Raw genomic sequence first — 12,032 nt, forward strand, 5'->3', positions numbered from 1 at the left:
CAGGAGCGGCGTTTTTTTATGGCAGCAACTCAAGGCTTATTTTGAGTTGTTGATCATGTACAGTGCAGCGGCTTTGAATTCTTCATCCGAGCCAGAGTAGCCGCCTTTCGGTGGCATAGCGTTAATCCCTTTGATACCCAAAGCGACAGCCGCATCAACGCCATCTTTCAGGCGTGGCGCCCAAGCCGCTTTATCGCCAAATTTTGGTGCGCCAGCAGCACCTGACTGGTGACAGGCCACACATACGCTAGAGTAAATTTCTTTACCTTTGGTGTTTGGATCAACCGCACCACCCGCCGCAGCACCTGCAACTTTAGGCTCTTCAAATTTGCCGCCAGCCGCGTTACCCATAAAGGCCACTGCACGTTTCACTTCGTCGTCGGTCAGATCAGCCGCACCACCTTTGGCTGGCATCGCGTTAAAGCCACCGATGGCGTGTTTGGCCAAAGTTTCAAAACCTTGCGCAATCCGTGCGCTCCAAGCACCTGCATCGCCAAATTTCGGCGCACCGGCCAAACCGGCACCGTGACAGGAGATACAGACCGCTTCGTAAACCGCTTTACCGCTGCGCGAACCTGGCGCGCCGCCTTCAACAACTTTGACAGCTCCCACTGGCTGCAGGCGGGCAGACACCGCTTCGGCAGTCATGGTTGAGCTGCTCAGATTGGTTGACATCCCAGATGTAAACAATTTGATCAGCAAATACACTACCAATGGCAGGCCGATCAAAGCCGCCACTACCAAACCAGCAACGCCCTTAGACGCAGTTGCGTTGGAACCGCTCATGCTGTCATCCCTTGTATCAATCGTTAATAATCGAGCTTAAGTCAGCTTCTAGACTGTGCAATTATACCGCTAATCCCTATCACCACAAGGTGCGCAAGGTTTTGCGGCGCTAGACGCACAGCAATAAAGCAGTTATTATCTGCGCCTTCCTAAAAGCGTCCATAGCTCAGTTGGATAGAGTGTCAGTTTCCGAAGCTGAAGGTCGCAGGTTCGATTCCTGCTGGACGCGCCAGAATTTCCAATAGCCTATTGTAGTTGAACTGCAATCTGCCTAGCTATCTCCCCCAAATACTTTTTACGCTAGCTCGCCTGCGCTCTTCAGTGCTCGCTCTGCCGCTGGAAAAACGCCCACAATAAATCCGTAGCTGAAATGGCCTGACTGGGATCGGCTTTGCCTTTTCTGGGGCTTTGCCCGCCTGGCCAGCTGTGGCCACCCGTGGCTGTGGTACACAATTGCACTTCGGAGCCGGACTGGCACGGTGCGTATTGAGTGCATTGCGCGCCAGCTTGTTGTAACACCACTCGCCCTTGCTCTGGACAGGCTAGACGCTGAGTCCAGCGGGTAAGGGTTGCGGGCACCGAGGTAAAATCGGTGACTTGTTCGCGCAAACCGTCCTGCCGGCCCGCGCCGCCATTGAACAACACCCGTTCATCATCCAGCGCATGAATATGTAATACCGATACCGCGCGGCCGGGCGGGCAGCTGCGGGTGTTGTCCGTGCCAGCAATGGCAGCAATGGCGCGAAAGACATCGGGGGCTTCGCAAGCCAGCCGATAAGCCAGCATCGCGCCATTGGACATCCCGGTGGCAAACACCCGCTGGCGATCCACCGGCCAGCGCTGGGCGATGGCAGCAACCATGGCGCGGATAAAGCCGACATCATCCACCGCCTGATCACGAGCAGCGCCACAACAATTTCCGGCATTCCAGGTGGCAAACTGCCCACCCGGCCAGCGACTTAGCCCATTGGGATACGCCACTATAAAGCCGGCCTGATCGGCTTTGGGGCTTAGACCATACCAGCGCGGGTCGGCCATAATGCCGCGATGCCCACCACCGCCATGCAGCGCCACTACCAGTGGCAAAGGCTGTCCAGACTTCAGCTGGGGTGGTAAATGCACGCGGTAATAGCGAGTCTGGCCCGCATGCTCGAGCTGCAACTCCAGCTCGCTACCGGTATTGGCGGCACCGGCGGCACTGGCTAGCAGGCATAGGCCGAGTGCACCAGCAATGAAACGCAGCCAAATACTCTGCATAGGTATTGCCCCTAGACCATTAATTATCAATACCTGTAACTCTATACCCCAGCATATGCAGCGCAGCAGCTTTGCAAATGCTGGCGCAATGCCTGCACCAGCGGGCTAAGCTGGCGGCGATCGGCGCAGACTAAATACAGCGGCGCCAATTCCCCTTGCCAGTCAGTCAACAGCGGCAGCAGGCGCCCGGCGGCTATATCGGCCGCCACATCTAGCCATGATTTATAGGCTAGACCATGCCCGGCCAAGGCCCAGCGGCGGACCACATCGCCATCGGCCGAAAAGCGCTGCGCGGCGATCTGCACTTGCGCGCTTTCTGTGCCTCGGTAAAACCGCCAGCGCGGGTGGGTTTGCTCGCCCAGCTGAAAGCTCAAACAGGCATGCGCGCTGATCTCAGCTGGGCTGGCCGGTGTGCCATGGGCGGCCACATAGGCTGGCGCGGCGCACAGCACCCGGCGGTTGTGCGCGGCCAGCGGCAGCGCCACCAAGCCCGAATCCGCCGGCTCGCCATAGCGTATCGCCACATCCACCGGGCTGCGATAAATATTCGTAAGCCGGTCAGTGAGCTCAAGGCGCAGCTCAACCGCCGGATGCCGCGCCAGAAATTCATCCAGCCAGGGCAGCAACACATTGCGGCCTAAATCCGAAGGCACCGACAGCTGCAACACCCCGGCGATTTGCTGCTGACCGACCTGCAGGGCCAGTTGGCCCGCGCGGATTTCTTCCACCGCCTGGCGCGCATGCCCCAAAAATAACTCGCCCGCCGGGGTGAGCCGCAAATGGCGGGTCGATCGTGTGAGCAAGGGCACGCCCAGCTCGGCTTCCAGCCGTTTGAGCATGGCGCTCGCCACCGCGGGCGATAAATCCAGCTGCCGCGCCGCTTGCGACAAACTACCAGCTGCGGCCGTGCAGAGTAATAACTCAAGTTCGCGCAGAAATTTCATCGACGTATTTTCAAATAAATATTGAAATTGATTATACAAGCTTGTGATTGATTGAAAATCATGGCCGACGGATGATGATGGCCAGACAAACCTACGCGAGATTGGCCATGTACCCTACCCTGCTTAGCCCCACCGCCCTTGGGCCGCTGCCGCTCAACAACCGTCTGGTCTTAGCGCCAATGACCCGCTGCCGCACCAGCCAGCCCGGTGATGTGCCAAATGCCCTGATGGCCGAGTATTACGCGCAGCGCGCTAGCGCCGGCTTGCTGATCACCGAAGCCAGCCAGATCTCGGCGCAAGGTCAGGGCTATAGCTATACCCCCGGGATCTATACGCCGGAACAGATTGCAGGCTGGCGCCTGGTGACCGATACCGTGCATCAAGCTGGCAGCAAGATTTTTCTGCAACTGTGGCACGTCGGGCGAATGTCACATGCGGCCTTTCAAAATGGCGGCCTGCCGGTAGCGCCCTCGGCGATTAACCCGCAAGCCCAAATCTGGCTAGCGGACGAGCACGGCCAGGGCCGGATGGTGGATTGCCCCACCCCACGGGCGCTAACGCTAGAGGAAATCCCCGGCCTGATCGCCGATTATGTGCAGGCTGCGCGGAACGCCATGGCCGCCGGCTTTGACGGCGTGGAAATCCACGCCGCCAATGGCTATCTACTGGATCAGTTTTTACGCACCACCGCCAATCAGCGCACCGACGCCTATGGTGGCAGTCAGGCCAATCGCTTGCGGCTTTTGCTGGAAGTAACCCAAGCCATCAGCGCAGCCATTGGCGCCGAGCGCGTGGGGGTACGGCTGGCGCCTTACATCACCGCCCGCGGTATGGCCTGCCCGGACATTATTCCCACGATTCTGGCGGCCGCCACGGCGCTGGATGCGCTGAATATCGCCTATCTGCATTTATCGGAGGCCGATTGGGATGATGCGCCAAGTATTCCCGAGCATTTCCGGCGCCAGCTGCGCGAACAATTTCATGGGCGCCTGATTTGCGCCGGCCGCTATACCGCAGCGCAGGCCGAATCGTTACTACAAGCAGGCTGGGCCGATTTAGTGGCCTTTGGCCGGCCATTTATTGCCAACCCTGATTTACCCGCCCGCTTTGCCAATGGCTGGCCACTGGCCCAGTTTGACCCCAGCACACTATTTGGCGGTGATGCCCGTGGCTACACCGATTACCCCGCCTATGCTGGCGCGGCCGCTTAGGCCTGGGCCCACGTGGCTAAAGGCGATACGGCTTTACAGATTAAATAACTAAGGAATTCATCATGCGTGCAGTTGCTTACCAAACCCCACACCCCATTGATCACCCCGCGGCTTTGCTCGATATCGAGCTGCCGACCCCCACGCCGCAAGGGCGCGATATTTTGGTTGCCGTTCAGGCGATTGCCGTTAATCCGGTCGATACCAAAGTGCGCGCCAATCGCTCCGCAGCCGCGGGCGAATGGGTCACGCTCGGCTGGGATGCCAGCGGGATTGTTGAAGCCGTAGGCCCCGACGTCGTAGGCTTTCGCCCCGGCGATCGGGTTTGGCATGCCGGAGATTTGCAGCGCGCCGGCAGTTACGCCGAGTATCAGCTGGTGGATGAGCGGCTGGTGGGCCACATGCCGCACTCGCTGGATTTTGCCACCGCCGCCTCGCTGCCCCTCACCGCCATCACCGCGTGGGAAATGCTGTTTGATCGCCTGCAATTGCGCCGGGATGACCCAAGCCCCGGGCAGCTGCTGATTATTGGCGCGGCCGGGGGCGTAGGCTCGATCATGGTGCAGCTGGCGCGACAGCTGACTAACTTCACCGTGATTGGCACCGCCTCGCGAGCCAGCACGCAAGAATGGGTGCTCGCGGCTGGCGCGCATCATGTAATTGATCACAGCCAGCCTCTGGCGCCACAGCTGGCTGAACTGGGCTTTGCACATGTTAGCCATGTGGTGTGCCTAACCCATACCGACGAGCACTACGCGCAAATCGTCGAGATCTTGGCGCCGCAAGGGCATTTCGGCCTGATTGATGACCCGGCCACCTTACTGGATATCCGTCTGCTGAAACGTAAAAGCATTGCTCTGCATTGGGAGCTGATGTTTACCCGCTCGCTGTATCAAACCGCCGATATGGCTGCCCAGCAAGCGCTGCTTAATCAGGTGGCGCAGCTGGTGGATGCGGGCCAGCTCAAGCCCACAGTGGGCGAGCATTTCGGGCTGATCAATGCCGCCAATTTGCGCCGCGCCCATGCCCTACTGGAAAGCGGGCAGGCCCGAGGCAAGATTGTATTGAGTGGCTTTGCCGGCTAAGGCTTAAGCCGGTAGCGGATAGGGCTGGCGCCAATTGATGTGCGCCGGCACCCAAGCTGCGCTCACCGGCTCCCCCGCCAGCAGCGCCTGAATGCGGGCCAGGCCTTGGGCGGCCAGGCCGGCGCTGTCTTGCACCACCGCATTGATCGGCCGCGGTAGGCAATCGAGCAAGCGATGATCATCAAAGCTCATTAAATACCGCGGTGCAGTGCGAAAGTGATCGTGCTGATTCATAAATTCCAGCACCCCTTCCAGCAGCGAAATCGAGGCGGTAAAAATCGCCTGCGGATACCGCCCCAGCTGGGCATAGCATTCCTGCATCATTTCCAGACCACTGTGCTGCTGATAATCACGGTGATAAATCAGCGCCGCATCAGCGGTTTTGCCCGCCGCTTGCCAGGCCTGATGAAAGCCGGCCAGACGATCAATGCTGGGCGACAAATCCTTTTGCCCGCCAAAATAGGCAATCTCGTTCACCCCTTGCGCCAAAGTCTGGCTAATCAGCTCGCAAACCGGCGTTTGCGCATCGCTCACCACAAACGGCAAAGGGCTATCGATCACGCGCCGATCCAGCAGCACCAGCGGCAAACGCTTGGCCCACTTGGTATAGAGCTTGGCCTGATTGGTGCAAGGCACCAGCAGCAAGCCATCCACCTGCCGCGCCAGCAGTTGCTCTACCGCTTTGACTTCCATCTCGGCGTCATCGTTGCTGCTCACCACAAAAAGCTGAAAACCGGCATCGCGGCACAGGGGTTCCAGCGTTTGTGCCAACATGGCGTGGGCAAAGTTGGTTAATTCGGGAATCACCAAGCCCAGCGTGCCACTGCGGCGCGAGCGCAGTAGCCGTGCCGAAGCCGAGGGCTGAAAATGATGCTCCGCGGCCACCTGCTGCACGCGGGCCACAGTAGCTGGCGCAATGCGGTATTGCTCGGCGCGGCCATTTAAAATCATGCTAGCCGTCGTTTTCGACACCCCGGCTAGCGCCGCAATATCGGCAATGGTGAGGCGCTGATAGGCCGTCATCACAACTCCAAACACAAGGGCCGAGCCCCAACAGGGTGGGTCTCGGCCAAGGTCACAATCAAGGGCACAGGCCCGGCGGATTATTGCTTCACCAGATCCAGCGGTACCGGGATAAATTTGTCCACGGCTTCGCCTTTGCTCAGTTTCACGGCCGTATCCACGCCCATTTTACCGATCAGCTCAGGTTTTTGTTGCACGGTGGCCGCCATTTGCCCAGCTTTAACCGCAGCAACCGCATCGGCCGTGGCATCAAAGCCCACCACGATCACGTCTTTTTTGCCGGCGGCTTCCAGCGCTTTCAGCGCACCTAAAGCCATTTCGTCATTGTGGGCAAAGACGCCTTTGATGTCTTTATTGCCTTGCAAGATGTTCTCCATCACCGACAGCCCTTTGGCGCGATCAAAATCTGCCGCCTGTTTAGCCGCCAGTTTCAGCTCAGGCTTGCCATCCACCACGCTGTGGAAACCCTGGCCACGCTCGCGGGCCGCAGATGAGCCGGGAATCCCTTCCAGCTCAACGATATTGCCTTTGCCACCGATTTTCTCCAGCAAAAATTCTGCGGCCATTTTGCCGCCAGCGACATTGTCGGAAGCGATGTGGGCATTCACTTCTGCGCCATTCACGCTGCGATCGAGCGACACCACCTTAATGCCGGCGTTCAGCGCTTCTTTTACTACGCCGGCCACGGCAGCCGAATCAGCAGGGTTAATCAAAATGACTTGCACTTTTTTCTGGATCAGATCTTCGATATTGGCGATCTGTTTGGCCGAATCATCCTGCGCATCCACCGTAATCAGTTTCACGCCCTGCGCTTTGGCTTCGGCATCGGCGCCATCACGCAGCGCGACAAAGAATGGGTTATTTTGGGTTGAGATCGCCAAGCCCACGCTCAGCTGGCTGCTGGCGGCAGCGGGCTCGCTCGCGGCTTGGGTTTCGGGGCCCTGTTTCGAGCACGCCACCAAAGCAGTGGCCAACAAACCGAGCAGTAAAGGGGTAAGTACGCGTTTCATAGCTGACTCCAATCAGAGAAGAAAATCTGCCGGTCTCCGGCGATGGGCCGGCAGTTGGTTTTTTACTGAACTACCGCACTACTTCTTGCCAGCTCGGTCGAGCAAGACCGCCAGCAGAATCACCACACCCTTGATCACCTGCTGGTAGAAGGACGACACGCCCAGCAGATTCAAGCCGTTATTCAAAATCCCTATCAGCAAAGCGCCGACCAGCGTGCCGAAGATCCAGCCACGGCCACCGGTCAGGCTGGTGCCGCCCAGTACCACCGCGGCAATCGCATCCAGCTCATAGCCCGTACCGGCAGTCGGTTGGGCCGAATTCAGCCGTGAAGTCAGAATCATGCCGGCCGTGGCGGCCATGGCGCCGGAGAGGGTGTACACCCACACCTTGATCTGACCGGTTTTGATACCCGAAAGACCGGCGGCTTCTTCATTGCCACCCACGGCATACACATGGCGGCCAAATACGGTACGTTTAAGCACAAACCAGAACACGCCAAACATCACCACCATGATCACCACTGGCACCGGAATCAGCCCCGCCACATAGCCGCCACCCAACATGGCGAAAAAGTCGCTATCCAGCCCGGTAATCGGACGACCTTCGGAGAACACCAGTGCCAAACCGCGCAAAATGGTCATCGTGCCCAGCGTGGCAATAAAGGGCGCAACCTTGCCTTTACTAATCACCAAGCCATTCACCATCCCCATGCCGGCGCCAGCCAATACGCCAAGCCCAGTAGCGGCCACCGGATCAATGCCGTGGCTGATCATCAGCGCGGTCAGCACCGACGACAGCGCCAGAATCGAGCCCACCGACAGATCAATCCCGCCCAGCAAAATCACTAGCGTCATGCCAAAAGCGATCAGCGCATTGATCGATACCTGCCGGAACACATTCAGCAAATTGCCTAGGGTGAGAAAATCGGGGCTGGTGATGGCCAGTCCCGCCGCCAGCACCAGGAGCGCCAGAAATGGCCCGAGTTTTTGTAGTGTTGCTTTCTGTTGTACGTTCATTGCAAACCTCCTGTCGCTGCAGTCATCACCGTTTCCGCATCGGGCTGGGTAAAGATCCCGGCCTGACGTCCTTGGTGCATTACCAGCACGCGATCACTCATCGCCAGTACCTCGGGCAACTCGGATGACACCATCACGATCGCCACACCAGACTGAGCCAATTCATTGATAATTTGATAGATTTCGGCCTTGCCACCCACATCGACCCCTCGGGTGGGCTCATCGAGCAGCAGCACCTTGGGCGCAATCCCCAGCCATTTGGCAAACACCACCTTTTGCTGGTTACCACCGGAAAGTGCTTTAACTTCCAGCTCGGCATCGCGGGTGCGGATATGCATGCGCTCGATTTCGCGCTGCACGGCCGCCAGCTGCTGCGCCGAGTTGATTACTCCCCAGCGGGCGTAGTGGCCCAGATTGGCCAGTGTGGCGTTTTCCCGCACTGACATTCCCAGCACCAAGCCCTGCCCTTTGCGATCTTCGGTCACAAAGCCGATCCCGGCGGCAATGGCCTGATGGGGCGCACTGGCCTGCAGCGGCTGGCCATCGAGCTCAATCTCGCCGGCCAGGCGCCGGTTCAGGCCAAAAATCGTGCGCAAAATCTCGCTACGCCCCGAGCCCATCAGACCGGCGATGCCCAGCACTTCGCCCGCCCGCACCGCAAACTCGATGCCGCTGATGCTGGCATCAGCCAGATTGCGCACCTGCAGGCGAATCTCGCCCAGCTCGGCCTTGCGCGCCGGAAAGCGATCACCGATTTCGCGCCCCACCATCAGGCGCACGATCTCGTCAAAGCTGGTATGGGCAATCACCCGCTCGCCCACAAACTGGCCATCGCGCAGCACTGAAATTTTGTCGCAAACGCGGAAAATCTCTTCCATCCGGTGCGAGACATACACAATGCCCACGCCGCGCGCTTTCAAATCGGCAATGATGCTAAACAGCCGCTCGGTTTCCCGCTCGGACAGCGCCGCAGTGGGCTCATCCATAATCAGCACTTGGGCATTGAGCGACAGTGCCTTGGCGATTTCCACCATTTGCTGCTGGCCAATCGATAGGCTGCCAGCCTCGGCATCCGGGTCGAGGTTATCAATGCCCAACAGCTGCAGGTATTCCAGACATTGGCGCCGCAATTGCCGGCTATCAATCACGCCAAAGCGGCGTGGCTCGCGGCCCAGAAACATGTTTTCCATCACCGAGAGCTGCGGAATCAGATTCAGCTCTTGGTGAATAATCGCGATGCCCTGCCGCTCGGCATCGCTGGTGTTACGGATGGGGGTATCCTTGCCATCAACAGCAATACTGCCGCTGTCAGCCTGATACACCCCACATAAAATCTTCATCAGCGTGGATTTACCTGCGCCGTTTTCGCCCATCAGCGCGTGAATCTCACCGCGTTCCAGCGCGAAATCCACGCCTTCCAGCACTTTCACCGGGCCGAAGGCTTTGCTGATGCCTTGCATCTTGATCAACATGGCCCGCCTCCTAGAAGATCACGCCCGAATACAGCACGATATTGGCGTAGGGGCTGGCTTCGCCGGTGCGGATAATCGCCTTGGCCTGCTGGCTGAGCCGCTTAAACTCGCTATGCGGCACATAGTCCACCTGCACGCCCTCTGCCGCCATGCTTGCGGCCTGCGCCGCCACCGCGGGATTAGCGCTCTGGCACTCGCTGGCCAATACCGCGCGCTCCACCTGAAAATCGGCCAAAATGCTGTCCAGCGTGGCGAAATAGCTCGGTGCGCCCAGTGTCACCGCCAGATCAATGCATTCCACCCCCGGCGGAATCGGCAAGCCACAGTCGGCAATCACCACGCAATCGGTGTGCCCCATACTGGCCAGCACGCGGCTAATATCGCGATTTAAATGTCCATGCTTTTTCATGCTGCGCCTCCTTGTGCGGCCAGAAAGGCCTGCAGCTGCGCCAGTGTAGGCATGCCGCCCTGCGCCCCTGCGCGGGTGACCGACAAAGCCGCGGCGGCACAAGCTAGCCGGGCGGCCGCAGGCAAGCCCTGCGCCCAAAACGCGGCCAAGGCACCATTAAAGGTATCGCCCGCGCCGGTGGTATCTACCGCCTCGACCGGGAAGCTGGTTTGCTGCTGCAGCTCGCCCTCTGGCGTGGTGAACCACACGCCGGCAGCGCCCGCCGTCATCAAAATCCGGCCAGGCTGGCTGGCCAGCACGGCTTGCCATTCGGCCTCGGGGCGCTCAAACACCACGCCCAGCTCAAATTCATTCGGGGTTAATAAGCTCACCTGCGCCAGCAATTCGGCCGACAAGGGCTGCGCCGGGGCGGGATTCAGCAGCAAGGGTTTGCCCCATTTGCGAGCCAGCGCGGCCACTTGCTCAATGGTGGCCAGCGGCGTTTCCAGCTGCGCCACAATCACATCGGCCGCAGCAAACTCAGCCTCAGCGGCCACAATATCAGCCGGTGTGAGCAAAGCATTGGCGCCGGGCACCACGATAATGGCGTTATCACTGCCCGCCAGCGTAATCAGCGCGATGCCGCTGGCACTATTGGCGGTGGGCAATACCCAGCGGGTATCCACCCCCTCGGCTTGCAAGCCCGCCAGCAATTGCTGCCCAAACGCATCATCACCCACGCGGCCCAGCATGGTAACTTGCGCCCCCAGCCTTGCGGCGGCCACCGCCTGATTCGCCCCTTTGCCACCGTGATAAGTCGCAAAATGCGAGCCCAGCAGCGTTTCGCCCAAGCGCGGGTACTGACCTACCTGCGCCACCAAATCCATATTGATACTGCCTACGACCAGAACCTTCGCCATTACCGCCTCCATTAACCAGCTAATTCGGTTTAGGTATGTTGTGAAGCCATGCTAAACCGTAATCAGCAAGCAGGATTGATTTATATCAACGAATGTAGTGCCGCAATATAAACTACATCCCTAATGCGAAAATCATGTATCGCCGCCGCCAAGCTCAAGCGCGCCGGCATGCTCGCAGCGCCGCAGCCCCGATTAGTGGCAAAGCGCACCAAGGGTATAAGCCCCTAATGATTAAAATGATTGATTTAGCAGGATATACCCAGGCGTGTATCTACCATGACAGCAGGAAGGTAAGCCGCTGGCTGTGGTAAAATACGGGCATGAATAGCGCCCTGAAATACATCGCCCACTACCCCGCCCCCCTGCAGGAACAAGTAGTCGGCCTGATCGAAAAACAACAGTTAGCCCCGCATCTGGCCCGCAAATACCCGGCCCGCCACCAGATTCAGACCGATAAAGCGCTGTATGAGTACGCCAGCGCGCTTAAAAACGACTATCTGCGCAATGCCCCACCGCTGGCCAAGGTGCAATACGATGGCAAGCTCAATACTGTGCAGCACGCGCTGGGGCTCAACACCCAGATTGCCCGGGTGCAGGGCAATAAGCTCAAAAGCAAAAATGAAATCCGCATCGCCACACTCTTTCGCGCCACCGCGCCCGAATTTTTGCGCATGATCGTGGTACACGAGCTAGCCCACCTGAAAGTCAAAGCCCACGACAAAGCCTTTTACCAGCTCTGCCAGCATATGGAGCCCCATTATCTGCAATACGAATTTGATTTACGCTTGCACTTAATCGCGCTGGAATTGGGCTTGGTGGATGGCGAGGCCCGCTGAGTGATGGGGATTCTCAGGCAGAAGCATGCAAGATGTGATGAGATGAATTCGGCCTACTAGCAACACTCATCCAGCATTAGATGAAT

At 58.7% G+C, this 12,032-nt stretch carries 12 protein-coding genes and 1 tRNA gene; 4 read left to right on the forward strand and 9 right to left on the reverse strand.

Features of this window, described 5'->3' with window-relative positions:
* Positions 1 to 36: 36 nt before the first annotated feature.
* Entirely contained in the window at positions 37 to 786 is a 750-nt protein-coding gene (locus L991_RS09270) for a cytochrome c5 family protein (protein ID WP_047394479.1), read from the reverse strand.
* 155 nt (positions 787 to 941) lie between these two features.
* On the opposite strand from L991_RS09270, the gene L991_RS09275 reads away from it, so the two are divergent.
* Positions 942 to 1,018 (forward strand) — tRNA-Arg (locus tag L991_RS09275).
* An 86-nt stretch (positions 1,019 to 1,104) separates the two neighbouring features.
* On the opposite strand, the gene L991_RS09280 is transcribed toward L991_RS09275, so the two are convergent.
* Both L991_RS09280 and L991_RS09285 read right to left on the reverse strand, forming a co-directional pair.
* Complete coding sequence (locus L991_RS09280) at positions 1,105 to 2,043, reverse strand: PHB depolymerase family esterase (RefSeq protein ID WP_052190774.1); 939 nt, start codon at positions 2,041 to 2,043, stop codon at positions 1,105 to 1,107.
* A gap of 41 nt (positions 2,044 to 2,084) precedes the next feature.
* Positions 2,085 to 2,987: a LysR family transcriptional regulator gene (locus tag L991_RS09285; RefSeq protein ID WP_047394688.1), complete on the reverse strand. Its 903-nt coding sequence runs from the start codon at positions 2,985 to 2,987 to the stop codon at positions 2,085 to 2,087.
* Between the two features lie 107 nt (positions 2,988 to 3,094).
* Here L991_RS09285 and L991_RS09290 point away from each other — a divergent pair, with 107 nt between their 5' ends.
* Together L991_RS09290 and L991_RS09295 are read left to right on the forward strand one after the other, a co-directional pair.
* The gene (locus L991_RS09290; RefSeq protein ID WP_047394482.1) at positions 3,095 to 4,198 is read left to right on the forward strand and encodes an alkene reductase; all 1,104 of its coding nucleotides are present in this window, start codon (positions 3,095 to 3,097) and stop codon (positions 4,196 to 4,198) included.
* A 62-nt stretch (positions 4,199 to 4,260) separates the two neighbouring features.
* On the forward strand, positions 4,261 to 5,280 hold the full coding sequence (locus tag L991_RS09295) for a zinc-binding alcohol dehydrogenase family protein (protein WP_047394484.1): 1,020 nt from the start codon (positions 4,261 to 4,263) through the stop codon (positions 5,278 to 5,280).
* Between the two features lie 3 nt (positions 5,281 to 5,283).
* On the opposite strand, the gene L991_RS09300 is transcribed toward L991_RS09295, so the two are convergent.
* The 6 genes from L991_RS09300 to rbsK form a co-directional block, all read right to left on the reverse strand.
* A complete protein-coding gene (locus tag L991_RS09300) occupies positions 5,284 to 6,303 on the reverse strand; it encodes a LacI family DNA-binding transcriptional regulator (protein WP_047394485.1) in 1,020 nt (339 codons plus the stop codon).
* An 80-nt stretch (positions 6,304 to 6,383) separates the two neighbouring features.
* Complete coding sequence (gene rbsB / locus L991_RS09305; protein WP_047394489.1) at positions 6,384 to 7,313, reverse strand: ribose ABC transporter substrate-binding protein RbsB; 930 nt, start codon at positions 7,311 to 7,313, stop codon at positions 6,384 to 6,386.
* Between the two features lie 78 nt (positions 7,314 to 7,391).
* Positions 7,392 to 8,330 (reverse strand): ABC transporter permease, encoded by a 939-nt coding sequence (locus L991_RS09310; protein ID WP_028448555.1) that lies wholly within the window; start codon positions 8,328 to 8,330, stop codon positions 7,392 to 7,394.
* Positions 8,327 to 9,802 carry a sugar ABC transporter ATP-binding protein gene (locus tag L991_RS09315; protein ID WP_047394492.1) on the reverse strand — a complete coding sequence of 492 codons (1,476 nt, stop codon included), beginning with the start codon at positions 9,800 to 9,802 and terminating at the stop codon, positions 8,327 to 8,329. Before L991_RS09315 ends, L991_RS09310 begins: the two co-directional genes overlap by 4 nt.
* A gap of 10 nt (positions 9,803 to 9,812) precedes the next feature.
* The gene (gene rbsD, locus L991_RS09320) at positions 9,813 to 10,211 is read right to left on the reverse strand and encodes a D-ribose pyranase (RefSeq protein WP_047394494.1); all 399 of its coding nucleotides are present in this window, start codon (positions 10,209 to 10,211) and stop codon (positions 9,813 to 9,815) included.
* A complete protein-coding gene (gene rbsK, locus L991_RS09325; RefSeq protein ID WP_047394497.1) occupies positions 10,208 to 11,110 on the reverse strand; it encodes a ribokinase in 903 nt (300 codons plus the stop codon). Before rbsK ends, rbsD begins: the two co-directional genes overlap by 4 nt.
* A gap of 320 nt (positions 11,111 to 11,430) precedes the next feature.
* On the opposite strand from rbsK, the gene L991_RS09330 reads away from it, so the two are divergent.
* Positions 11,431 to 11,946: a YgjP-like metallopeptidase domain-containing protein gene (locus L991_RS09330; RefSeq protein ID WP_047394500.1), complete on the forward strand. Its 516-nt coding sequence runs from the start codon at positions 11,431 to 11,433 to the stop codon at positions 11,944 to 11,946.
* Positions 11,947 to 12,032: the final 86 nt, after the last annotated feature.

This window comes from Chitinibacter sp. ZOR0017, from assembly GCF_000799095.1.
In the GTDB taxonomy this organism is placed as follows: Bacteria; Pseudomonadota; Gammaproteobacteria; order Burkholderiales; family Chitinibacteraceae; genus Chitinibacter; species Chitinibacter tainanensis.

Coding starts and splice junctions, on each gene's coding strand:
- L991_RS09270 (WP_047394479.1), bottom strand. CDS start 786: ATGAGCGGTTCCAACGCAACTGCGTCTAAGGGCGTTGCTGGTTTGGTA.
- L991_RS09280 (WP_052190774.1), bottom strand. CDS start 2,043: ATGCAGAGTATTTGGCTGCGTTTCATTGCTGGTGCACTCGGCCTATGC.
- L991_RS09285 (WP_047394688.1), bottom strand. CDS start 2,987: ATGAAATTTCTGCGCGAACTTGAGTTATTACTCTGCACGGCCGCAGCT.
- L991_RS09290 (WP_047394482.1), top strand. CDS start 3,095: ATGTACCCTACCCTGCTTAGCCCCACCGCCCTTGGGCCGCTGCCGCTC.
- L991_RS09295 (WP_047394484.1), top strand. CDS start 4,261: ATGCGTGCAGTTGCTTACCAAACCCCACACCCCATTGATCACCCCGCG.
- L991_RS09300 (WP_047394485.1), bottom strand. CDS start 6,303: ATGACGGCCTATCAGCGCCTCACCATTGCCGATATTGCGGCGCTAGCC.
- rbsB (WP_047394489.1), bottom strand. CDS start 7,313: ATGAAACGCGTACTTACCCCTTTACTGCTCGGTTTGTTGGCCACTGCT.
- L991_RS09310 (WP_028448555.1), bottom strand. CDS start 8,330: ATGAACGTACAACAGAAAGCAACACTACAAAAACTCGGGCCATTTCTG.
- L991_RS09315 (WP_047394492.1), bottom strand. CDS start 9,802: ATGTTGATCAAGATGCAAGGCATCAGCAAAGCCTTCGGCCCGGTGAAA.
- rbsD (WP_047394494.1), bottom strand. CDS start 10,211: ATGAAAAAGCATGGACATTTAAATCGCGATATTAGCCGCGTGCTGGCC.
- rbsK (WP_047394497.1), bottom strand. CDS start 11,110: ATGGCGAAGGTTCTGGTCGTAGGCAGTATCAATATGGATTTGGTGGCG.
- L991_RS09330 (WP_047394500.1), top strand. CDS start 11,431: ATGAATAGCGCCCTGAAATACATCGCCCACTACCCCGCCCCCCTGCAG.